22 protein-coding genes are annotated in these 22915 nt (G+C 65.5%); 7 read left to right on the forward strand and 15 right to left on the reverse strand.

Annotation, left to right across the window (positions count from 1 at the left end):
- Positions 1–5 precede the first annotated feature (5 nt).
- Entirely contained in the window at positions 6–509 is a 504-nt protein-coding gene (locus tag QFZ60_RS21295) for a DUF456 domain-containing protein (protein WP_307093067.1), read from the forward strand.
- A gap of 43 nt (positions 510–552) precedes the next feature.
- Positions 553–927 carry a nuclear transport factor 2 family protein gene (locus QFZ60_RS21300; protein ID WP_307093068.1) on the forward strand — a complete coding sequence of 125 codons (375 nt, stop codon included), beginning with the start codon at positions 553–555 and terminating at the stop codon, positions 925–927.
- 4 nt (positions 928–931) lie between these two features.
- Here the strand turns inward: QFZ60_RS21300 and QFZ60_RS21305 are convergent, their stop codons facing one another.
- Positions 932–1162 carry a hypothetical protein gene (locus QFZ60_RS21305; protein WP_142118398.1) on the reverse strand — a complete coding sequence of 77 codons (231 nt, stop codon included), beginning with the start codon at positions 1160–1162 and terminating at the stop codon, positions 932–934.
- Between the two features lie 139 nt (positions 1163–1301).
- On the opposite strand from QFZ60_RS21305, the gene QFZ60_RS21310 reads away from it, so the two are divergent.
- The gene (locus QFZ60_RS21310; RefSeq protein ID WP_307093070.1) at positions 1302–2279 is read left to right on the forward strand and encodes a hypothetical protein; all 978 of its coding nucleotides are present in this window, start codon (positions 1302–1304) and stop codon (positions 2277–2279) included.
- A 12-nt stretch (positions 2280–2291) separates the two neighbouring features.
- Here the strand turns inward: QFZ60_RS21310 and QFZ60_RS21315 are convergent, their stop codons facing one another.
- On the reverse strand, positions 2292–2936 hold the full coding sequence (locus tag QFZ60_RS21315) for a LysE family translocator (protein ID WP_307093072.1): 645 nt from the start codon (positions 2934–2936) through the stop codon (positions 2292–2294).
- A gap of 106 nt (positions 2937–3042) precedes the next feature.
- On the opposite strand from QFZ60_RS21315, the gene QFZ60_RS21320 reads away from it, so the two are divergent.
- Positions 3043–3498, forward strand: coding sequence for an Lrp/AsnC family transcriptional regulator (locus QFZ60_RS21320; RefSeq protein WP_307093074.1), 456 nt, complete (start codon positions 3043–3045; stop codon positions 3496–3498).
- Between the two features lie 17 nt (positions 3499–3515).
- On the opposite strand, the gene QFZ60_RS21325 is transcribed toward QFZ60_RS21320, so the two are convergent.
- From QFZ60_RS21325 to QFZ60_RS21335, 3 genes are all read right to left on the reverse strand, one after another.
- Positions 3516–4028 carry a hypothetical protein gene (locus QFZ60_RS21325; protein ID WP_307093076.1) on the reverse strand — a complete coding sequence of 171 codons (513 nt, stop codon included), beginning with the start codon at positions 4026–4028 and terminating at the stop codon, positions 3516–3518.
- 146 nt (positions 4029–4174) lie between these two features.
- Positions 4175–5662: a WXG100 family type VII secretion target gene (locus QFZ60_RS21330; RefSeq protein ID WP_307093077.1), complete on the reverse strand. Its 1488-nt coding sequence runs from the start codon at positions 5660–5662 to the stop codon at positions 4175–4177.
- Between the two features lie 101 nt (positions 5663–5763).
- On the reverse strand, positions 5764–6231 hold the full coding sequence (locus QFZ60_RS21335) for an Lrp/AsnC family transcriptional regulator (protein WP_307093424.1): 468 nt from the start codon (positions 6229–6231) through the stop codon (positions 5764–5766).
- A gap of 327 nt (positions 6232–6558) precedes the next feature.
- On the opposite strand from QFZ60_RS21335, the gene gluQRS reads away from it, so the two are divergent.
- Both gluQRS and QFZ60_RS21345 read left to right on the forward strand, forming a co-directional pair.
- On the forward strand, positions 6559–7458 hold the full coding sequence (gluQRS, locus tag QFZ60_RS21340) for a tRNA glutamyl-Q(34) synthetase GluQRS (RefSeq protein ID WP_307093079.1): 900 nt from the start codon (positions 6559–6561) through the stop codon (positions 7456–7458).
- Positions 7459–7468: 10 nt separating this feature from the next.
- On the forward strand, positions 7469–8092 hold the full coding sequence (locus QFZ60_RS21345; protein WP_307093081.1) for an HD domain-containing protein: 624 nt from the start codon (positions 7469–7471) through the stop codon (positions 8090–8092).
- Here the strand turns inward: QFZ60_RS21345 and QFZ60_RS21350 are convergent.
- From QFZ60_RS21350 to QFZ60_RS21360, 3 genes are all read right to left on the reverse strand, one after another.
- Positions 8059–8607 carry a flavodoxin domain-containing protein gene (locus QFZ60_RS21350; protein WP_307093082.1) on the reverse strand — a complete coding sequence of 183 codons (549 nt, stop codon included), beginning with the start codon at positions 8605–8607 and terminating at the stop codon, positions 8059–8061. The genes QFZ60_RS21345 and QFZ60_RS21350 overlap by 34 nt on opposite strands.
- Before the next feature lie 77 nt (positions 8608–8684).
- Positions 8685–10001 carry an ATP-binding protein gene (locus QFZ60_RS21355; protein ID WP_056335586.1) on the reverse strand — a complete coding sequence of 439 codons (1317 nt, stop codon included), beginning with the start codon at positions 9999–10001 and terminating at the stop codon, positions 8685–8687.
- A gap of 120 nt (positions 10002–10121) precedes the next feature.
- The gene (locus QFZ60_RS21360) at positions 10122–11069 is read right to left on the reverse strand and encodes an L-lactate dehydrogenase (RefSeq protein ID WP_307093085.1); all 948 of its coding nucleotides are present in this window, start codon (positions 11067–11069) and stop codon (positions 10122–10124) included.
- Between the two features lie 90 nt (positions 11070–11159).
- Here QFZ60_RS21360 and ggt point away from each other — a divergent pair, with 90 nt between their 5' ends.
- Positions 11160–13010: a gamma-glutamyltransferase gene (gene ggt / locus QFZ60_RS21365; protein ID WP_307093086.1), complete on the forward strand. Its 1851-nt coding sequence runs from the start codon at positions 11160–11162 to the stop codon at positions 13008–13010.
- A gap of 105 nt (positions 13011–13115) precedes the next feature.
- Here the strand turns inward: ggt and QFZ60_RS21370 are convergent, their stop codons facing one another.
- The 7 genes from QFZ60_RS21370 to QFZ60_RS21400 form a co-directional block, all read right to left on the reverse strand.
- A complete protein-coding gene (locus tag QFZ60_RS21370; RefSeq protein ID WP_307093087.1) occupies positions 13116–14630 on the reverse strand; it encodes an amino acid permease in 1515 nt (504 codons plus the stop codon).
- Positions 14631–14656: 26 nt separating this feature from the next.
- Entirely contained in the window at positions 14657–16090 is a 1434-nt protein-coding gene (locus QFZ60_RS21375) for an aspartate ammonia-lyase (RefSeq protein WP_307093089.1), read from the reverse strand.
- Positions 16091–16098: 8 nt separating this feature from the next.
- Positions 16099–17166, reverse strand: a complete 1068-nt coding sequence (locus QFZ60_RS21380) for an asparaginase (protein WP_307093091.1) — start codon at positions 17164–17166, stop codon at positions 16099–16101.
- Positions 17167–17196: 30 nt separating this feature from the next.
- A complete protein-coding gene (locus tag QFZ60_RS21385; RefSeq protein WP_307093092.1) occupies positions 17197–17904 on the reverse strand; it encodes a FadR/GntR family transcriptional regulator in 708 nt (235 codons plus the stop codon).
- A 43-nt stretch (positions 17905–17947) separates the two neighbouring features.
- Entirely contained in the window at positions 17948–18583 is a 636-nt protein-coding gene (locus QFZ60_RS21390) for a DedA family protein (protein WP_307093094.1), read from the reverse strand.
- Between the two features lie 9 nt (positions 18584–18592).
- A complete protein-coding gene (locus tag QFZ60_RS21395) occupies positions 18593–19351 on the reverse strand; it encodes a phosphatase PAP2 family protein (protein ID WP_307093095.1) in 759 nt (252 codons plus the stop codon).
- Positions 19352–19437: 86 nt separating this feature from the next.
- Positions 19438–22851 (reverse strand): DEAD/DEAH box helicase family protein, encoded by a 3414-nt coding sequence (locus QFZ60_RS21400; protein ID WP_307093096.1) that lies wholly within the window; start codon positions 22849–22851, stop codon positions 19438–19440.
- Positions 22852–22915 lie beyond the last annotated feature (64 nt).

Raw genomic sequence — 22915 nt, forward strand, 5'->3', positions numbered from 1 at the left:
GGTCCATGAGCTCCGAGACCGTAGTGACCATCCTGTGCGGCCTGGCAATCCTGGTGGGGGTGGCCGGCACCATCATTCCCGTCCTGCCCGGCAGCGTCCTCATCGGCCTAAGCCTTCTGGCGTGGGCTATCTGGGGCGGTGCCGGGACGGCGGGGTGGGTGGTGTTCGCGGTGGCCATGGTCTTTGTCGCCGCGGGAATGACAGCCGGCGCCGTCCTCACGGGCAGGAAGCTCAAGCAGCACGCCATTCCCAGCCGCAGCATCGTGGTGGCCCTCGTGGCGGGCGTGGCCGGGATGTTCATCATCCCGGTGGTGGGCCTCTTCGTTGGCTTCGCGGCCGGGCTGCTGGTCAGCGAGTTCACCCGGACACGGAATTTTTCGACGGCGGCAAGGTCCAGCTGGGCTGCCCTGAAGGCCACCGGGCTGGGAATGCTGGCAGAATTCGGGCTGGCCTGCCTTGCCGCCAGCACCTGGGTGATCGGCGTGTGGATCGCCGCCGCCAACGGCTGAACCGGTTGTTGCGCGCGGGATGTTCCGCGGGTACAACCGGATAATGACCCAACCGGCTTCAGCCAGAGACTTCATCGGCTCCTGGATGGAAAAATACCAGGCTGCCTGGACCAGTAACGGCCCGGAGGACATCCGCGCCCTCTTCACCCCGGATGCGATCTACGAGACGCGTCCCCACGATTCAGAACCCTGGCGGGGCCAGGACGGGATCGTCCAAGGCTGGCTTGCAGCACGTGACGAGCCCGCGGACTGGACGTTCACCTGGGAACTGCTGGGCTGCGATGGGCCCACCGCCTTTGTCCAAGGCGTCACCACCTACTCGGGTGGCCGCCCCACGTACGACAACCTGTGGGTCATCACGTTCGACGGATCCGGCCGCGCCAGCTCCTTTACCGAATGGTTCATGGCGAGGAGCTGAGGGCTCAGAGCCCCAGACCACCGAGCTTGTCGCCCAGTCCGCCCGGAAGCTTGTCTCCCAGCCCACCGGGAAGCCTGGAAAGCAACTCGGCCGGGTTGATGCCGAGCCTGGACAGCAGGCCTGCATGCTGTTCGGTGTCCACCTGGTCCGGCAGCTCCGATTCCGCCTGCGAGGCTTTGTCCTGGTCTCCCTGCGACCGGAGGAGTTCAAGGATCTGGTTCTTGTCGATCTGCATGGCATTCTCCTTGCGTCGGTTCATTACTAAGGGGGCTTACAACCTTTCCCGATAATGACGCAGGGGACAAGGCCCAGGCGTGACTACCGGCCGGATTGGGCGCGCCGGGCCCTGAACCTTTGCCGGTTAGCATGGAAAGATGAGCGCCGGGGACACCGCACCGATCTACTGGGACAGCCGCGACCTCACCCCTTTCGGGCAGGCGCAGCTGCGCACCCCGGTCCACGACCTGGCGGGGGGAGTGGGTGGCCTGCTGACCGGCGTCCTGGGCGGCCGCAACCCTGCCCTGCTGTCCATCGACGGCGAGGTGCCGCGGCTCAAGCGGCTGCTGCCCAAGCCCGCCAAGGTGGTCCACGAAGCCGTCTTCACCAGCCGCGAACCGGAGCGCCTGATTACCCTTGCCCGCGCCTATCCCGGATGGGCCGGCCTCTGCTACCTCATGGGCGGGCTCCTGGTGTACAAGCACGGCGGCTACCTGCGTGCTTCCGAGCTCCTGCAACGCGGCCTCACCACCCGGAATGACGATGAAGCCAACCGCTACTCATCGACCTACCTCACCCGGATCGTCACCCGGATTGAACTGGCTGAGCGGGTGGAGATCCCGGTCCTGTTCAGCGAAGAATCCGTGTTCCTTGCCCTGTCCCATTCACTGCGCGAGACCGGCCGCACCGAAGCCGCGCTCGACGCGCTGACCGGGCTGCCGCCGTCGCTCCCCATGGCACTGGCCCGCTGCTCCCTGGCCCTTACTTTGGGACGAAGCCGCACCGTCATCGACTGGACGGAGGGGCTGCTGAACGCGGACGACCTCTCCGCCGCCCTGCTGCTGGTCCGCGCCCGCGCCCTGCGGAGGGAAGGCCGCCTCGATGCTGCGCACCAGGCGATCGCCGAAGTCCTGCGCCGCCGCAAGACACACCTTGCGCTCCGCAACGACGCCCTGACAGACCGGGCGTTGCTCATGCTCGAATCGGGCCGGCGGTCCTTGAACCCCCGTGACTGGGGAAAACGGCGCGAGGACCCGGAACCGCAGCGCGAGCTGGAGGCTCCGGCGCCCATTCGCAAGGACGAAGAAATGCGGCGGATCTGGGAGCAGGACTGGAAGGAACTCAGCGGGGACTAAGAACCCGGCCGGCTATTGGATGTGGCTGGCTGCGAACGGCAGCAGTTGCTCGCCCAGCAGCACGGCTCCCAGTGCCACCATGATGATGCCGCTGGCAAGGGTTACTGCCCGCGCGGCGCCAGGCCTGCTCTGCAGCAGGGTGCGCGAGAGCAGGGCCACCACCGTGTAGACCAGGCCCGCCAGCGCCACGAACGTCATGCCCAGCAGCCCGGACTGCACCGGCACGGGAAGGGCGGCCTCGGAACTGACGAACTGCGGTATGAGGGCCACGTAGAAGAGCAGTCCCTTGGGGTTGATCCCGCTGGTGCCCATCCCCTGCAGGAAGGTGCGCAGCTGGGTTCCGGCGGCACCGGCCGCGTGGGCGCTGAAGCTGGCGCCGCGCCAGGAACGAAGGGTCCCCACTCCGAGCCACAGCAGATAACCCGCGCCGGCCAGGGTAATCCAGCCCAGGACGCCGGGCATGCCGGCCAGCACAGCGGCCAACCCGGCCACCAGCAGGACAGTATGCAGGATATAGCCGCCGCAGAGCCCGGCAACGGCCGGGACGAAACTGCGCTGCCGCAGGCCCGCCGCGATGGTGTAGGCCCAGTCCACTCCGGGCGTGCAGGCCAGGGCTGCAGCCACCACCAGGAAGGCCAGGAACAGCTGCGGATTCATGGGGTTTCTCCTGTCGACGGCTCTCAGGAGCAACCATAGGGAGAATTCCGCCAAAAGTGCTGTCCTGTTTTCGCCCGCCCCGCGGCAGAGACTGTATGTTTATTGCGTGATTGACAGTATCGACAGGAATATTTTGCGTCACCTCCAGGAGGATGGGCGCATGACTGCCACCGCGCTCGCTGCGAAGGTGGGCCTGACGGTGGCACCGTGCCACCGGCGATTGCGCGATCTGGAGCAGTCCGGGGTAATCCGCGGATACAAGGCGGACGTCGACCCGGCCGCCGTGGGCCTGGGGTTCGAAGCAATCGTGTTCGTCACGCTCCGCCAGGTGGACCGGCCCACCATGGAGATCTTCGAGAACCGGGTCGCCGACAACCCGAACATCGTCGAGGCGCAGCGGCTGTTTGGTTCACCGGACTACCTGCTGAAGGTGATCGCCGAGGACCTGCCCGCCTACCAGCGCTTCTACGACACCGAGCTGACGTCCCTGCCAGGCGTGGAACGGCTGACCTCCACCCTGGTGATGAAGAACCTGAAGTCCAACGCGGGCCCGCCGGTCTAGCAACCTGACCCGGCCGGTCAGGCTGCAGGCAGGATGTGGACGATGATCACCTGGGTGTCCTTGCTGCCGTCGTAGCGAAGGTCGTAGTTCACCGTCAGCCCGGTGTCTGTTCCGGGTGTGATGGAGAAATCGCTCCTGGCCGCAGGGTCCGCCTGTGTGCTGCTGATCCACTCTTCAGCCGATTCCGCCGATATCCCGTACCGCTGGACGCCGTCCCTGATCAGCTCAAAGTACTCCTCTGCGGAGCTGGCCGTGAGGAAGTAGGTGACCTCGCTGAAGTCCGTGCGGGTGTCCGTGGTGTTGAAGCGGATCCGGTCTGTTTCGGCGGTGATTTCGCCGTTGGGCGCCAGGATGCTGAGGCTGATCCTGCCCGAGTCGCGGGTGTTGATCTCGGGCCCGTAACTGTTCTTGGTGACGCGGACCGCGTCCTTCTCCAGGCGTCCCGAGCTCATATCCAGCCGGGCAGTCCTGGTGGCGCGGATGTTTTCCACGCCGGCGGCGTCAAGGGTGGAGAAAGAGGAGGTTTTCATCGTGCTCCCTGCAGAAGGTGAAGTGGCGGCAGTCGGATCAGCGGGGGCCGGCGTGGGGGCCTGGCAGCCGGTCAGGACAAGGATTGGGAGGAGGGCAATGACGACGGCGGCACCTCCGCCGGGTGCGGCGGCCCGGCGTGGCGCACTCACTGGTGGACCTCCGCGTCAAACCCGTCAAGGAACCGGTCCATGATGCCTGGAATGTTGTTGGTGGGACGGTACTGGTCCACGCGGCCGTCGAAGTCGGAGCCGATGATCTGAGCGGCGCGGTCCGGGTCGGTGGCCAGGAGGTGTTGGTAAGCGGGGAGGGTGTCCTGCCTGATGAGGTTCCAGCGCTGGTCCGCATCGGCGATGTTGCCGTCCGGAAACCCGGTGGTGAAATCGGTGCGGAACTGCGCGGGGTTGTCCCAGCTGGTGAAAGGGATGTTCTCCGGGCCTGGGCTCTCCACGCTGAAGCTGTACGGGAACACCTCAGGGTAGCTCCTGGCGCCGGGGATGGAGGGTTCACCGGCAAGCGTCACCATGTAGGTCACCGCTTCGCCGCCGGCGTGGCTGCGCATGGTGTCGTAGTCGTCGGCGATGATTTCGTTTTGCTCGCGGTACAGGAGTGCCGTGTTGCCCTCCCGGACCTGGCCGGGATCTCCCGAATCGATCTGCGCCCAGGCGTTTGCGGTGGCGTGGTCTATGGCGCCGGAGTCGCGAAGGCGGTTGATCTCATCGAGGCCGCCGTTCAGGTACGCCTGGTGCTGGCGGGCCTGGTCCAGGAAAATTTCCTTGTTCATGTCCAGCATGCTGGTCTCATAGAACCGGATTTCACCATCCGTCATCCCTGCGAGCTGCTCCAGCTGGTCCAGGACCGGAAGGGGAATGTCGGAGGCCGGGTTGTCGGTGATCTGTTGGGCCAGGTCCCGCAGCATGGCCATATCCCGGAATCCGCCGGCGAAGGATGGGCCGATCATGTTGGCCATCCCTGCCCACTGCAGGTCCGGATTGGCAAGGTAGGCCTGGCCGTAGAAGTCATAGACCTTGGCGATGGTCTCCCAGTTGTATTCCGTACCCTTTGACGTGTCCCAGTCGGCAGGATCAATGCCCATCTCCAGCATCGCCTGGCCGTTCCAGTAGGAATTGAGGAAGTCCTGGTACCCCTTGGAGTTCTTGCTGATCAGGCCCGAGTCCGCGGCGGCATCCATGGCGGATTTTGCAGCATCGGGGTTCGCCTCGGCCCACCGGCGGAATTCGTCGCTCTGCAGGTAGGCGCGCCGCTCCGCGGGGGTCATGCCGTTCAGTGTGTCTGTCAGTTCAAGGGCGGTACCGCTGCCGCCAGGCCCGCCTGCTCCGGAACCACCACCGCCGCCGCCCGATCCGGTGGTGCTGGCCTTCTCCTGTTCATCCGCGTTGGCCAGGACTGCCTTGGCGGCCGACTCCAGCCCTGCCGTTGCAGAACGGAGCAGCTTTGCGTGCGATGACGTCCACTCGCTCCGGAACCTGTCGCCGTCGCGCCCTTTCCAGAGGCCGGAACCAACGCTGCTGCTGAGCTGCTGCCCCAAGGCGTTGAGGCGGTTGGCGCCGGCGGAAAGGTCTTTGGCCAGTTGCCGCAGCTGCGCCACATCGCCGCCGTAAAAGTTCCCCACCATGTTGTCCCCCTGTTGGTCCCCCGCTGTTGGATCTCCCGCGTGCCAGCCTAGCCGGGCATCTTTCCTGCGGCGATGGGGAGAGCTGCCCCTGGTGCCGCCGGTTACTCCGCCTGGTCCTGCAGGAGCCCTGTGGTCCGGTACGGAATGACCTCGCGGAGGAACATGCTGGTGGACGTGCGGACAATGCCGGGGCAAAGCCGGATTTCCTCCGACACCCGGTAGAGGTCGTCCGGGCTTTTGGCCACTACCCGGATGAGGAGGTCAGTATCGCCGGCCGGCGCATGGCATTCCAGGACCTCGGGGATCGTACGCAGGGCAGCGATGGCCTCGTTCAGGTGGCTCTGGTCCAGCTCGGCGCTGACCGCAGCAGCCACCCCGCGTCCTAGGGCTGCCGGAATTACCCGGCTGCTGTTGGGCCGGAGGGCTCCCGACGCCGTCATCCGCTCCAGCCGGCTTTGGACGGTCCCGCGGGCCAGGCCCAAGCGCTGCGCGAGCACCATGATGGGGACGCGGGGATCCTGGTCCAGCGCATTCAGGATCCGCCGGTCCGTGGCGTCCAGTTCCTGCAATCTGATCACTTCCTGTCGCTCTGAACTCGGGTGATTAGTCAGACTGACCAATCGAAGTTCAGCCGTTTGTCCCAACTGTATGTTCTCTGCTGGAATAGTGGCAACAAGGACAAAAGCTACCGCTGGTCCGCGCAGGCTACAGTTTCCCCGGCACACCACCCGGCACCTGGACACCGCTTCCCGCAAGGAGGCCGCCGCTGATTGACGCTTGTTCACACCACGCTCATTCTGTAAACACGGCAAGAGCCCCTGAGCTACCGACGCCCGCATTCGGCGGAGTCATCGGTAGCTGAGGGGCTCTTGTGTGCTTCCGTCTAGGGTTGATCCATGACCTCCGCCGGCCGTTTTGCCCCCAGCCCCTCCGGTGAGCTGCATGTAGGCAACCTCCGGACTGCAATCCTTGCCTGGCTTTTCGCCCGCTCCACCGGACGCCGCTTCCTGCTGCGTGTCGAGGACCTGGACCGTGCCCGCGCAGGAGCGGAGGCGGTGCAGCTGCGCGACCTCGCGGCAGTGGGCGTCGCCTGGGACGGCCACGTGGTCCGGCAAACGGACCGCGGGGCCCTCTACGCCGACGCGATCAGCCGGCTCGGAAAGGCCGGCCTGACCTATGAGTGTTTCTGTACCCGACGGGAGATCCAGGAGGCGCCATCCGCCCCGCATGCCCCGCTGGGAGCGTATCCCGGCACATGCCGCGACCTGGAGCCCGCGGAACTGGAGTACAAGCGGGCCACCCGTCCGGCCGCCATACGGCTGCGGGCGGACGTGCGGGAATACACGGTGCAGGATGTCCTCCATGGCGCATTCACGGGGGCGGTGGATGACTTCGTGCTTCGCCGGAATGACGGGGTCACTGCCTACAACCTTGCCGTGGTGGTGGATGATGCCGCGCAGGGCATAGACCAGGTGGTCCGCGGGGACGACCTGCTCCTCTCCACGCCGCGGCAGGCCTACCTCGCCTCGCTCCTCAATATTCCTGTTCCGGAATATGTGCACGTTCCGTTGGTGGTGAACCACGACGGCGTGAGGCTGGCAAAGCGTGACGGCGCAGTCACTCTGGCAGACCTCGCCCAGGCCGGCGTTGGCGCACATGACGTCCGGGACCTGCTGCTGGAGTCCCTGGGACTGCCCGCCGGAACGCTGGAGCAGGCACTGCCGGCACTTGACCCCGCACGGCTGCCGCGCCAACCTTGGGTATGGCCCGGAGCGGAGCGCCTGTCCGCTGGCTAAGCTTGTGGATATGTCAGACGAGCACATGCCGGACCAGGTCCGCACGCCCACGTTTACGGTGGAGACCGCCAAGGTCCTGGCCGAGGTGGCCCACAACCGGCAGAAGGACAAGCTGAAGCGGCCCTACCGGGACCATGTCCTCGCGGTCGGCGACGCCCTGGCGGACTTCGACGACGAAATCCGGATCGCGGGCTACCTTCACGACATTGCCGAGGATACGCCGATGACCCGGCAGGCCCTGCTGGACATGGGGGTCCCGGAGCGCTCCGTGGACATCATCGAACGCGTCACTAACCGGCTGCACAGCAACCCGGACGATTACCAGTCCGGCATCCGTGAGATTGCCGGGGACCATGACGCCGCCCTGGTCAAGATCGCGGACAACGCGCACAACTCGCTGCCCGAGCGGGTCCAGGCGCTGGCGGAGAAATGGCCGGACAAGCCCCCGGTCACCAAGTACCGGGATGCCCGGCCCGTTCTTTACGCCGCCGTGGAGGAGGATGAAGTCCGGAAGATCCTGGCGCGGGTCAACCCCTGGCTGCTGGAGGAATTCGACGCGCAGTTGGACGAGGCCGACGACACTGACTACGAGAACCTCCGTTACGACGACGGCCCGGGGTTTCTGTCGACGTAGACCAGGAACTCCTCCGCGAACCGCCGCACCCCGTCCCATTCGGTGTAGATGTAGTCGCGGCCGGTATCGGTGTCCTCGCTGCCCTGGCTGCTGACGATCTTCTTCATCATCATGCGCTTCAGGAATCCGTACTGGGTATAAAGGAGAGCGCCGCCGAACATGGCCACTTTGTCAGGCTGCCAGCCGGTGCTGTCCTCAAACTCCTTAACGTACTTTTCCGCATCCTCCGGATCGCCGTGGGCGGCAAGGCTGACCGAGAACAGGGCGGTCGGCAGGCTCTCCAGCCTGGACCGGTTGCGGCGGACAAAGTCGGCCACGAACCCTTCGTGCTTCCCGGCATGGACGGAGGCGCCCACAATGACGGCATCGTAGCCGTCAGGCAGGTCGTGCTCCGCGTGTTTGAGGTCCAACGTGTCGGCCTGGTGGCCGTGGGCCTGCAGCAGATCGGAGATGTAGTCGGCGATGCGGGCCGTTTGGCCCTCGGAGGTTCCGTAGGGGATCAGGATCTTTGCCATGACCACCACTCTGGCGTCCCGCAGGAACCAGGCAAAGGGGCAAAAGTCCCTGCAAACCTCCGATGGAAAGCCGCCGGCTAAACCCGACCCAGCGCCTCGATGTCCTCGAGGAAGTCCGCCTGCACCTCCGCGCTCACGGTGGTGCGGGTATCACCGATGGCGTCCAGGTAGTCCTGTGTGGACGGCCCCTTTCTGACTGCCGTACGGACGGAAACGTCGCCCCCGGAGGCCAGCCCGCCGTCGTCGTACACTGCCTTTTCCAACGCCCGCTGGGAGGCGCTGCGGGCGGCATACTCGATGTCCGCCGGGGAAAAGCCTTCGGTGCGTTCCACCAGGAGCTCCACGTCCACGGCGTCCACCACGGCCGCGGGGATGAAGCGCTGCCACATGGCCTCGCGCGCCTGCCGGTCCGGCAGCCCGATGGGGATGACGTAGTCGAACCGCCCGTGGCGCAGGAAGGCCGAGTCCAGGGCCCGGATGAAGTTAGTGGCGCACACCAGGAGCCGGCCCGGCTGTTCACGGAACGCGGGGATGATCTTCAGCAGCTCGTTGGTCACGCCCTGCAGCGGCGATGGCGGCTCGCCGGAGCGCTGCGAGGCGATCTCCTCCACCTCGTCAATGAACACCACGGCGTGCTCCAGTTCGGCGATTTCCAGGAAGGTCTCACGCAGTGCGCCGGCCAGGCCCTGCGGGTCGCCGGCCAGGCGGGACGGGAACACCTCCACGAACGGCCACTCCAGGCGGGAGGCGATGGCCTTGGCGAAGGTGGTCTTGCCGGTGCCGGGAGGGCCGAAAAGGACGACGGCGCGCGGCGGCACCACGCCGAATTCATCGGCGAGGTCCGCCTCCGCGAGCGGCAGCACCAGGCGCCGTTCCAGCAGTTCCTTTTCCCTGCGCATGCCCGCCACGTTTTCCCAGAGGTCGCGGGCCAGGACGCGGCCGCCCAGCTGCCCCAGCGCTCCGAGTTCCTGGCGCTGGACAGGGATGGTCCGCTCAAAGTAGCGCAGGTTTTTCTTCAGCGCGAAGCCGCGGCCCAGGAAGGCCTCCACGCGGGTTTCGGACTCAGGCATCAGGGCGGAAAGCTTGTTCAGGCCGTGCGGGGCCATCCGGTTTTCGACGGCGGCCAGCAGCGAGGTGCCGATACCCCTGCCCCGGTACTCGGGGAGGGTGGCAAGGAAGACGATCCACCCCTGGTCGTGCGCGGCCCGGCCGACGGCGGCGCCCACCACCTGCTCGCCCTGCACGGCAACCACCGCATGGTCTTTTTCGCAGGACGCGAGGACCTCGGACAGGGCGTACACGGGTTCCACATTGTGTGCCTTCAGTGTCTCCCACAGGTGCAGGATCCCGTCCAGGTCCGCCGAGTGGAAATCCCTGATCCGCCAGTTGGTCATGCGTTACTCCTGTTGGTTCGTCATTGAGCCAGTCGTGGTTGAGCCAGCGTGGACATGCTCAGGTGAGCATATGTGAAGCAGCTGCCGGGCGGGGTTGCAGTGGCGTTGCATGACGCCCTTTCAGACCCCCAGCCTGTCCATGGTGTTCCGCAGTGTGTCAGCGGAACGCTGCAGGGCAGCCAGCTCGGCGTCGTCCATGGGGGTCTCCAGGACGCGGTGCACCCCGCCCCTGCCCACCACGCTGGGGAGGGACAGCGCCACCCCGGAAATCCCGTACAGTCCTGACAGCACGGTGGAAACCGGAAGGACGGCGTTGTCGTCGCGGAGCAGTGCCTCCACAATGCGGGCGCCGGACAGGCCGATTGCGTAGTTCGTGGCCCCCTTGCCTGCGATGACCTTGTAGGCGGCCTGCACTACTTCCCGTGCGGTGTTGTCGAGGTATTCGGGCGTGAAGATCCGTTTCCCGCCGGCCGTCCAGTCCCGGATGGGGACGGGGCCGATCGTGGCGCCGGACCACAACGGGAACTCCGTGTCCCCGTGCTCTCCCACCATGCTGGCGTGGACGCTGGTGACGGAAACCCCGGCCTCGCGGGCCAGCAGCCAACGCAGCCGGGAGGTGTCCAGTACCGTGCCGGAGGAGAAGATCCGCTCCGCGGGCAGCCCCGAGATGCGCTGGGCAGCCACCGTCAGGACGTCGCAGGGGTTGGTCACCAGCACGTAGACGGCGTCCGGCGCACGTTCAAGCAGCGGCGGCATCAGCTGTTCGAGGATCCGCACATTGGTGCCGGCAAGGTCCAGGCGGCTCTGGCCAGGATTCTGTTTGGCACCTGCCGTGATGACCACGACGTCGGCCCCTTCCGTCACGGCGATATCCCCGCCACCGGTGACGGTGGCCGACGCCGCGGCGAACTGGCTGCCGTGGGCAAGGTCCAGGGCTTCGGCCTCCGCTTTGGGGGTGTTGACGTCGTACAACGCGATGTTGCTGGCCGAGCCGCGGATCAGCGCGGCGTATGCCAGCGATGTTCCCACACTCCCGGCGCCCACCACTGCGAGCTTGGATCCTGCCATGGTGCACTCTCCCTTTCCGGGGCCGTTGAGTGTGTCCTACCCGAAGAGTAGCGTGGCCCACATCACTCGAACCCCCACGTAGGAGCCACCATGCCACATTTTGGACGCCGGCTCGCAGCTGTTACTGCAGCGCTGGCCATGAGCGTTACCACCGGGGCCATCAGCCCTGCCTTTGCCACCAATCAGCACGACGATGAGCGGCACACTCACAAGGACCCCGTAGCCACCGGCTACGGCGGGGCGGTCAGCACCGTTGACCCTGAGGCATCAGCCGCGGCCATCGAAGTCCTCCGCGGGGGCGGAAATGCGGTGGACGCAGCCGTCGCCGCAGCAGCCACGCTCGGAGTGACCGAGCCATACAGTGCAGGCATTGGCGGCGGCGGCTACTTCGTTTACTACGACGCCAAGAGCAAGGAAGTCAGCACCATCGACGGCCGGGAAACAGCGCCGGCAAAAATCAAAAGTGATGCCTTTATAGATCCGAAGACGAAGCAGCCCTACAAATTCACGCCCGATCTGGTGACCAGTGGCGTCTCGGTGGGGGTTCCCGGCACACCTGCGACGTGGGAGCGCGCGCTGGAGCGTTGGGGCAGCATCAGTCTGGGGGATGCACTTGAGCCGGCTATTGACGTTGCAGAAGACGGCTTTGTCGTTGATGAGACGTTCCGCCAGCAGACGGCGGACAACCAGCTCCGGTTTGAAGCCTTCACCTCCACAAAAGACCTGTATCTGCACGACGGGAAGCTCCCGGAAGTGGGGTCGGTCTTCAGGAACCCCGACCTCGCAGACACGTACCGGCTGTTGGCAAATAAGGGCATGGACGCGTTCTACGACGGCCCGCTGGCCAAGGAGATCGCCAAGACTGTGCAGAACCCGCCCAAGTCAAAGGACACCACGCTGCCGGTCCCCAAAGGTTCCATGTCCGAGAAGGACCTGGAGAACTATAAGGTTGTGGACCAGGACCCAACCCACGTGGACTACAGGGGCTATGACGTTTACGGTATGGCGCCCTCCAGCAGCGGCGGCACCACGGTAGGGGAGTCCCTCAACATCCTGGACGTGTTCGACCTGCCGGCCCTGAAGGCTGACCAGCCCTCCGTGCTGCACCACTACCTGGAAGCCAGCGCCCTGGCCTTCGCGGACCGCGCCAAGTACGTGGGCGACCCCGCCTTCGTGCAGGTGCCCACCAAGGCCCTGACCGATCCCATTTTCGGCAAGGAGCGCGCCTGCGAGCTTGACCCGATGAAGGCAGCCACGAAGCCGCTGGAGACTGCGGGCGATGTCACCAACTACGACGGCACCTGCCCGGTCAAACCCGCCGCTGCCGCCGATGAGAAGGACACGGAAAACATCTCCACCACCAACATGACGGTCTCGGACAAGTGGGGCAACGTGGTGGAGTACACGCTGACCATCGAGCAGACCGGCGGCTCCGGCATGGTGGTTCCCGGCCGCGGATTCCTGCTCAACAACGAACTCACCGACTTCTCCACCGTCTATGACGCGGCTGACCCCAACCGAATCGAGCCGGGCAAGCGGCCGCGTTCGTCCATGTCGCCCACCATCGTGCTGAAGGACGACAAGCCGTTCCTGGCCCTGGGCTCCCCCGGCGGATCCACCATCATCACCACCGTCCTGCAGACCCTGGTGAACCGGATCGACCTGGGCATGAGCACCCCGGATGCCATTGCGGCTCCCCGTGCGGCACAGCGGAACACGGAAAAAGTCAGCGCTGAGCCGGCTTTCATTGCCAAGTACGGTGCGGAATTGACCAGCCGGTTTGGCCACATCCTGGCCCCGTCCGGCGACTCGTTCTCGTCCGCCTCCGAGATCGGGGCGGCCACCGCCATCGAATTCCTGAAGGACGGCAGGACCCTCGCGGCCGCCGAGCCGGTCAGGCGCGGCGGCGGCTCGGCCATGGTGGTCAAGCCGTCAAAGTAGGACAACCGCTGCGTTAAACACCACGACGGCGGCACCCGGGTTCCGGATTTTCGGAACCTGGGTGCCGCCGTCGGGCGTTTCAGCAGTTAATGCGCGTGGCGGCAGCTACTTCTTGAAGGTTTCAGCGGGGGCATTAGCTACCACCGGTGAGGTGCCGGTGTAGCCGTCGCGGGTTTCGGCGATGTCGCGGATGCGTTGGCGGCAGGCGTACCAGCCGATGACCATGAGGATGGAGGCGATGGCGGTGACGAGCATGGTCAGGGGTGAGTCGATGAAGACCATGATGAGGACGCTGATGAGGAAGAGGAGGGAGAGGTAGCCGGTGTAGGGGGCGCCGAACATGCGGAAGGAGGGGCGGGTGACCCAGCCTTTGTCGGCCCAGCGTTTGAGTTGGATCTGGCAGAGCACGATGGTGGCCCAGGTCATGATGATGCCGACGGAGGCGATGTTCAGGACGATTTCGAAGGCTTCGGCGGGGACGAGGTAGTTCAGGGGGACGCCGAGGAGGGAGACGACGGCGGTGATGGCGATGCCACCGTAGGGGACGCCTGCTTTGTTCATGCGGGAGGCGAAGCGCGGGGCGGAGCCGTTGACGGACATGGAGCGCAGGATCCGGCCGGTGGAGTAGAGCCCGGCGTTGAGGGAGGACAGGGCGGCGGTGAGGACCACGAGGTTCATGATGACGTCCACGCCCTGGACGCCGATGGAGCCGAAGAAGGTCACGAAGGGGCTGACGCCTTTTTGGTAGGAGGTAAAGGGCAGCAGCAGGGCCAGGAGGATGACGGAGCCGACGTAGAACACGGCGATGCGGAAGACCACGGAGTTGATGGCCTTGGGCATGATTTTTTCGGGGTTTTCGGTTTCGCCCGCGGCGGTGCCGACGAGTTCGATGGAGGCGTAGGCGAACAGGACGCCCTGCATGAGGATGATCATGGGCAGCAGGCCGTTGGGGAAGATCCCGCCGTTGTCACTGAGGAGGTTGAGGCCGACCTGTTGGCCGTCCACGGGGGTGCCGAAGATGACGAAGTAGGTGCCGATGATGAGGAACGCGACGAGGGCGGCGACCTTGATCAGGGCGAACCAGAATTCCATTTCGCCGAAGACCTTCACGGAGACCAGGTTCAGGGCGAGGACGACGATGAGGGCGGTCAGTGCCCAGGCCCACTGCGGGACGTCGGCCATCCAGGGGATGTAGTTGCCGAAGAAGTGCATGTAGAGGGCGGCGGCGGTGATGTCCACGATGGTGGTGGTGGCCCAGTTGATCCAGTAGAACCAGCCGGAGACGAACGCGGCTTTTTCGCCGAAGAATTCCCGGGCGTAGGAGACGAACGAGCCGGAGGAGGGCCGGTGCAGGACCAGTTCGCCCAGGGCGCGCAGGATCAGGAACGCGAAGAACCCGCAGACCGCGTACGCGATGACCAGGGACGGGCCCGCGGCGTTCAAACGTCCACCGGCGCCCAGGAACAGGCCGGTACCGATCGCACCGCCGATCGCGATCATCTGGATCTGCCGGGGCTTGAGGTTCTTGTGGTAACCCTTGTCCTCCGCGTGCAGGGAGGTCTCGGACGCATGCGCGTGACCACCATCAATAACGTGGTCAGGAAGTGGGGTATTTGTCATGGGAGTGTCCTTTTGGGGGGTGGGGACTACTTGCTGAGGTTGGCCAGGCGTTCGGGGCTCAGGAGTTCCTGGAGCTGGGCATCGGTGAGGAGTCCGTGTTCGAGGACCAGTTCAGCCACACCCTTGCCGGTGGCAAGTGCTTCCTGCGCAATGGCAGTGGCGGTGGCGTAGCCGAGGTGGGGATTCAATGCGGTGACCAGCCCGATGGACTGCTCCACGGTGCGGCGCAGGTGTTCGGTGTTGGCGGTGATCCCACGGATGCAGCGGGCCGTAAGGGTGCGGCATGCGGCTTCCAGGTGGGAAATGCTCTTGTGGAGGCTGTGAACGATGATGGGTTCGAAGGCGTTGAGCTGCAGCTGTCCGGCTTCGGCGGCCATGGTGATGGTGACGTCGTTGCCGATCACCTCGTAGGCCACCTGGGAGACCACTTCCGGGATCACCGGGTTGATCTTGCCGGGCATGATGGAGGATCCGGACTGGACGGCCGGGAGGTTGATCTCGCCAAAGCCGGCGCGGGGGCCCGAGGAGAGCAGGCGGAGATCGTTGCAGATCTTGGACAGTTTGACCGCCACGCGCTTCAGTACGCCGGACAGGTGCACAAAGGCTCCCACGTCCTGCGTGGCTTCGATGAGGTCGACGGCGGTGACCAGCGGCAGGCCCGTGACCTCAGCCAGGTGCCGGCAGGCGGTTTCGGCGTACCCGTGCGGCGCGTTCAGGCCCGTACCGATGGCGGTGGCGCCGAGGTTGATCTCGTGGATCAGCAGTTCAGCCTCTGCCAGGCGCAGCCGGTCCTCGCCGATGGTGACGGCGTAGCTGCCGAACTCCTGCCCCAGGGTCATGGGGACAGCGTCCTGGAGCTGGGTGCGGCCCATTTTCACCACGGTGCGGAATTCCATGGCCTTGGCAGCGCAGGCATCCTCGAGTTCCTCGAGTGCTGCGAGCAGCTCCCTGGCGGCGAAGATGGTGCCCAGCTTGACGGCCGTGGGGTACACGTCGTTGGTGGACTGGCTGAGGTTGACGTGGTCGTTCGGGTGCAGCCTCGCGTAGTCCCCCTTGGGGTGGCCAAGGATTTCCAGGGCCCGGTTGGCGATGACCTCGTTGGCGTTCATGTTCGACGACGTCCCGGCGCCGCCCTGGACCACGTCCACCACGAACTGGTCGGCAAGCTGTCCGTCCAGGACGTCCTGGCAGGCCTGCTCGATGGCATCGGCGCGTTCGGCGTCCAGCAGGCCGAGCTCGCGGTTGGTGCGGGCGGCGGCCAGCTTCACGGCGGCCAGGCCCCGGACCAGGTGCATGTTGGAGGACAGCTTCTGTCCCGTGATGGGGAAGTTCTCCACGGCGCGGAGGGTGTGCACGCCCCAGTACGCCTGGGCGGGCACGTCCCGGTCGCCCAGTAGGTCGTGCTCGGACCTGGTGGTGGGGGCGGCGGTGGCGTCCGCAGCGGTGTCGATCATGGTCATGGAGGTCCTCACAGGGCTTCGTTGTCGGGCGTGGACTGGGTGGTGTTCAGAAAGTCAGTGGCCAGCAGCAGGCCCACCTGGTGGCCGCCGCCCAGCACAGGTGCGGTGGCGATCCCACCGAGGGGTTCGGTGTCCATGCCCAGCGCCTCCAGCAGACGGACGGTGGCGGGCATCCGGGCGCGGTCGCCGCCGTCGGAAATCTTCACGGCCACGGCACTGCCGTCAGCCAGGCCCACCAGCTGGACGCCCTCAAAGCCGTCCTTGGCCACGGCGCCGGGCAGCAGGCGCATCAGTTCGGTGACGTCGCGGCCTTCCCCGGCCACCATGTGCGGGTGCCGCTGCATGGCGAGCCCGACGGCGGCTTCCGCATTCGTCGAATCGAAGGTATCGCGGTCGTGCCGTGCGGCCGCCTGGGCGATCCGGCCAAAGGCGCGCGCCATGCCGCAGAGGGTCAGGGCGAACAAAGGGGTCCCGCAGCCATCGGTGCTCACGCCGGCCGGCTCCTCGCCGGTCAGGTCAATAACGGTCCGTGCGACGAGCTGCTGGAGCGGGTGGGAGGGATCCAGGTAGCCCTGGACGGGCCAGCCGTTGATGGCGCAGGTCGCGGCCATGGCGGCGTGCTTACCGGAGCAGTTCTGCGTGATCCGGGTGGCGCTGCCGCCGTTGCGCAGCCAGTCCTCGCGCTCAGTGGTGCCGTAGGGGAGGTCCGTGCTGTTTGCCAGGTCCGTGGGGGCGAGCCCGTGCAGTTCCAGGATGCGCAGGGCACCGTCCCGGTGCACTGCCGCGCCCGAATGGCTTGCGGCGGCCAACGCCAGGAGATCCGCGGGGAGTTCCAGGCCGGCGCGGACCATGGCCACGGCCTGGAGGGGCTTGAGCGCGGAGCGGGGATAGAACGGAGTCAGCGGGTCACCTGCGGCTGCCGCCACTGAACCGTCAGCCCCAAGGGCAATCCCGGAACCATAGTGAACACTTTCCACCAGGCCGTCACGGAGGGCGGCTACCAGCGGGATGTGCTGTGGCAGGGCCAGCTGATCCGGGGCAGCGGTGTGGGCAGCAGAAAACACGGGGGATGGCATGGAGTCCTTGGGAGGGTTGGTTGGGTTCGGCTAGCTGTTAAGGATGGATTCCAGGGCTGCGCCCACGGCTTCCAGGTGGTGGGCCATGGCTGCGCGGGCATTTTCCGCGGAGCCGGCCTCGATGGCGGCAAGGATCTGCTGGTGCTCAATATCGGAGGCGTGCTGGCGGTCGGCCACCATGTTCAGTGTCTCGGACTGGTGGGCCAATGCGTCGCGGATGTCAGCCACAACGCTCGCGAACACTTTGTTGCCACTGGCCCGCGCAATGGTGGCATGGAAACTGGAATCGAGCGCCACCCAGGATTCCGGATCCGTTTCCGTGGCCATGGCGGCCACGATGCCGCGGAGGATGTCCAGTTCCTCCGAAGTGCGCCGCTCCGCGGCCAGGCCTGCGGCCGGAACCTCAATATGGGGACGCGCTTCGGTCAGGTCCCGCGCCGAGTATTGCCCCAGCGTGAGGTCGTTCGCCACCTTGCTGGCAACGACGAAAGTGCCCTTGCCGGTCCTGGTGACCGTGAGGCCCAGGGCTGTGCAGGAGCGGAGGGCTTCCCGGATGACCGAGCGGCTGACTCCGTACTGCTGCGAGAGGGTGGACTCTGAACTGAGCTTGCTTCCCACCGGAAGGGCGCCGGATTCGATGTCCCCTCGGATGGCGTTGAACACCGCCTCGGCAGCGCTCAGCCGGGCAAGGGGACGGTGCGCAGGCTGTCCTGCTGTCCGGCTGTCTGACAGGTTCACGTCCTCAAATATGGCACTGGTCACAGTTGCTGTCAAGCTCTCCCTAGACCTGCCGCTGGTTCGCGGCACGCCGCCGCTGCCGCCGCCGTCGTGAACGCACGTGCCAAACGATGAGCGCCGCCACGGCCACGGCAGCGATGACGACGGCGAGATCCCGGCCCACTGCCTGGGCGACGGCCTCGTAGGAGTTGCCTGCGAGGAAGCCCAGCAGGACGAAGCCGATGCCCCAGACGATGCCGCCCGCCGCGTTCCAGGCGAGGAACCGGCCGTAGGGCATCCGGGAAGTGCCGGCGAGGGCGGGCATGACAGCCCGGAAGAAGGCTGTGAACCGGCCAAGGAAGACGGCGGAACCGCCTTTCCGGCGGAGGAAATCCTGCGCATTCTCCAGCCTCCCTGCATGGCGGCGGAGTGCTTTTGCGTCCAGGATGCGGGAGCCCAGATGCTTGCCCACCTCGTAGCCGGCGCTGTCGCCAATGATGGCGGCACCCACCACCAGGGCCATCATGGTGCCCAGCTGCACCTCGCCCCGGCTGGCCACCACGCCCCCGAGGACGGCTGCTGTTTCGCCTGGGATGACGAAGCCGACGAACAATGCGTCCTCGGCAAACACCAGGCAGAAGACGGCGATATACGCCACGATCGGACTGACGTTCAGGAGGCCGTCGATGAAGTCCGTCATGGCAGTGCGTCAGCCTCGAGGCGCCGGGACGGGGCCGAGTTTTGCCAGGAACGGCATCCGGGCCAGCAGCAGTAGCCCGAACCGGTTCCACAGGCCGGTCAGGAACGCCGCTCCGGTGGCTGCAGTGAGGAAGGACGCTGTGACGTCGGTGGGATAGTGCACGCCGAGATAGACGCGGGAAAACGCCACGGCCATGGCGACGGTGATGCCGAGGACGGCCGCCGGCCGCTGCCACCTGGTGCCGCGGGCCAGCAGAAAGATGGCGATGGCCAGCGCGGAAGCCAGGGCCACATGGCCGCTGGGGAAGCTGTCCGTTCCCGGCTCTGGAATTAGCGGGTTGTACAGGGCCGTGGAGTCCGGGCGGTGGCGTGCCACCAGCACCTTGAACAGTTCGCTGCTCACCCAGCCGCCGGCAGCAACCAGCCCTGTTGCGACGGCGTTGACGGGGCTGCGGCGCACCAGCAGGAGGTAGAGGCACAGGGCGGCGATCATCAGCACGCCGCCTGCCGGGCTGAACATCACGTTGATGACCATTGCCACGGCCGTCAGCGGCGGCGTGTGGTCATGGCTCAGCTCGGCGTCCACCGACATATCCGCTGTTGTCAGTGCGGGGATGAACCTCAGCGCAAGCCCGCCGGCAATGATCAGGACTGCCGCGAGGACGGGTACGGCGATCCAGTGGCGCAGCTGGGGGAGGGCGGCCATCCGTACGGCTGCAGCCTCCGCTCGGGATGCCGCCTCACGGGAAGGGTTGGGGTAGCGCGTCACGGTTCAGCCTGGTTCTTTCGCCGGTTAGGGTACCTACGAGTATGCGCCCGCGTGGCTGAAAGAAGCCTGTGAGCTGAATTGAAAAATTATCCCGCCTGAACCGCTCGTGCCCGCCCTTCAATGTCGCGGAGGATGCTGAATAGCTGGACGACCTTTTCGTCCCCAAACAGGACATCAGGCCCGGATGGTGCCAGTTCGTTGTAGGGCGAATCGAAGAGCGCGGAGGGCGGAACCCTGCCGTTGTCTACCAGGTGGTTGGTCAGGACCTGCAGGAAGTCGAGCTGCTGCGAGGTGAGGGTGGACCCGGCAACAAAGTCCGCAAGGGCTTCCTGCACTGCTTCACGGTCCAGGCCCACAAGGGACCGTACGTAGAGACCCAGTCCATCGGCGGCTGCACGGGTGAGGTCCTCCGGGGTACCCAGCCCGCTCTCGAGCAGAATCCGTTCGAGTTCGGAGAGGTCCAACGCGGTCAGTTGCTTGTTGCGGCGGAGGCGCTGGATAGAGGCGTGCTCCTGGTACTGGTCCAGGTATTGGCGGATCTTGTCCCGGTATCGGGCCAGGTCCACGTGGCCATTGCTGGCACCGGTGAGCTCGATCTCTTCCAGCTCCCCCAGTTCGTCCTGGAAGTTGGTATAGACGACGTTGCGCCGGCGCTTCTCGATCAGATGCACCAGCTCCCGCAACTTGAGCCGGATCTCTTCCAGCCACTCCACCGAAACGGAGTTCCACTCTTCGTCGTCGAGGATTCCGTCAATCAGCTGGAGCTGCGCTGCGATGGCGGGAACGTTTGGCTGGTCCTGCAGCGCCGCGGCCACTGCCTGCACTTTGGTCCGGAACAGTCCCAAGGATTTGCCCTGCAGTGACGCCAGCTCGGTCTGCAATATGAGGAAGTCGAACCGCTTGGCCTCTTCGGTGTCCGGCAGGGCGCCAATGGATGCGAGCCTGGCCACGCGGGTTTCCAGCGCCTCGAAGTCTTCGACGTCCAGTGCGTCCCATGCTGCTGGTTCCGCAAACCTGTCCACCCATTTGCGGGCCGGCTTCACCAGGAAGTTGTCGCGGGGGAGCCGGTCAACGGTGTGCTGCAGGGAATTTCTCAGGTCCATCACGAAGGGGACGTTCGCGTCCCAGGTGAGGTCCGCCGTCGTGCGCAGCAGCTGGACTCGAGTGGCGAAGGTATTTTCGGCGAGGGACTTGCCCATTGACCCCTCGTTGCCCGCCATGCCTGCGTTGAAGAACTCCGCGTTGCGGCACAGGTCGAAGATGAAGAAGTCTTCCTTGTCTTCGCCCGGGCCGTAGAGGTTGGGGCAAAGCCGGGTACCGCGGCCCACCATCTGCCAGAACTTGGTCTTGGACCGGACCATTTTGAAGAAGACGAGGTTGACGGCCTCTGGGACGTCGATGCCGGTGTCCAGCATGTCCACGGAGATCGCGATGTGCGGATTGGTGTCCGGCTGTGAGAAGTCGTCGATCAGGTTCTGGGCGTAGTTCACCTGGTGGGTGATGACGCGGGCGAAGTGGCCTTTTAGGTGTGGGTAGTTCTTGTCGAAGCGTTCTTCGATGAACTGTGCGTGGAGGTTGTTCTTGGCAAAGATGATGGTCTTTCCCAGGCGGTCCCCGCCGGCGACCTTGTGGCCGTGCGTCATAAGGACTTCCAGCGCCTTGTCCACGGTGTCCGTGTTGAAGAGCCAGGAGTTCAGGGCGTTGGCGTCTACGGACTCGGGAATTTCGCCCTCTTCATCCCATTCAAGCTCGTCCCAATGCTCCTTTTCAGCTTCAGGAAGGTCGTCATAGGAGATGCCCTCATAGGGGAACTTCAGCGGAACCGGAACCACCCGCGGCGGAACGAGATACCCCGCATCGATGGCTTCATTGAGTTCGTACGCAAAGGTGGGAACGTTGTCCTCGATGCCGAAGAGGCTGTAGGTGTTGCGGTCCACCTCTGACTGTGGCGTCGCAGTGAGACCGACCAGAAGTGAATCAAAGTAGCTGAAGATGGCCCGGTACTTCTGGTACACGGAGCGGTGCGCCTCGTCCACCACAATGAGGTCGTAGTGCCCGATGCCGAACCTCCGCTTGCCCAGCTTTCCCTCGGTCTCGTTGATGAGGTTCATCATCGTCGGGTACGTCGCCACATGGATCCTGCTGTCCGCGTCCTCGCCGGCGCCCAGGATAACTGGGCCGGAGCCGGGCAGATGGGTCTTGAACGCGTTGGCGGCCTGTTTCACCAAGGCAACCCGGTCAGCCAGGAACAGGACGCGCTTGGCCCAGTTCGCCTCCTGCAGGAGCTTTGCCAGCGCGACGACGGTACGCGTCTTTCCGGTGCCCGTGGCCATGACCACCAGGGCCTTGCGCTCCCAGTTCTTCTCGTAGGTCTCCGTGACGGCGCGGATGGCGTTGTGCTGGTACGGACGCTCAACGATGGCGTCGTCGATCTGCTGCCCGGCCAACGGCTTCCGTGTCTGCCGGCGGTTGATGAACAGCTGCAGCTGGTCGCGTGTGTGGAAGCCCTGGAGCGGCCGCTCCGGGTACATGGCGTCGTCCCAGATCCAGGTTTCGTAGCCGGAGGTGTAGTAGATGATGGGGCGCCGGCCGTACCGCCGTTCCAGGCAGTCCGCGTAGAGCTTGGCCTGCTGTTTGCCGACATGCGGATCCTTGGTGGTGCGCTTCGCCTCAACCACAGCGAGCGGCAGGCCGTCGGCGCCCCACAGGACGTAGTCCACGTAGCCGATGCCAGTCAGCGTTCCGCCGGCGGTGGGCATCGTGTCCACCTTGAACTCGCGGTCTTCCACGTTGTCCAGCGGCCAGCCGGCCTCGTGCAGGTCAAGGTCGATCAGGTGCCGGCGCGTCAGCGCTTCGTCGTAGTCGTGCTGGTCCGGGACGGCCTGGTTTTGCTTCTTGGCCTTGGCTACCTCGGCCTGGAGCTGCGCCAGCTGGGCAGCAAGGCTTGCGGACTCAGTGGCGGCCTGGGCCAGCGCGTCGTCCTGTGCCTTCAGTTTCGCTTCCAGCGCTTGCAGCTGCTCGGGTGATTGCTGTGGGGGAGCAGCCCTGGGCGCCGGGGCAAGGTGTGCGGCGTCGAATGCCAACGACGGCGGCAGCTGGCTACCGTTCTTTGCGTAGTTTCGGGCGAGCCAGTAGCAGACGTGGTGCAGTTCCCGCAGGACAAGTTCCGCGCCCTGCAGCGTGGGGGAGACGGCGTTGTGGACAGCGTTGTTTCCGGCTTTGCGGATGATAGTGAGCTTATTGCCGATGGCGCTGCCAACAAGGTTCTTGAACGCGGGCTCGCTGAGCAGGGCGTTGAGGTCGTCCTTGTAGGGAAGAACGAGTGCTGGCTCTACCTTGTATAGCCACTCGACGAGCCGTTCGATGGTGTAGCGGGCGTAGAAAACGGAGGCGCGTGGATCGATCAGGGCAAACTGTTCTGAGCGGCGTGCCTGCTGTGCCAGCTCCGGCCAGTCCTCCAGCATGAACCCAAAGTTGCTGTTGCCTGCCGCTGCCCCCATGCAGCTTTCTCCGATCCCGCGATGCGATGTTTGGCACTAGTCAATCACGGCGTGCGGCGCAATC

This window comes from Arthrobacter sp. B2I5 (assembly GCF_030816735.1).
Lineage (GTDB): Bacteria > Actinomycetota > Actinomycetes > Actinomycetales > Micrococcaceae > Arthrobacter.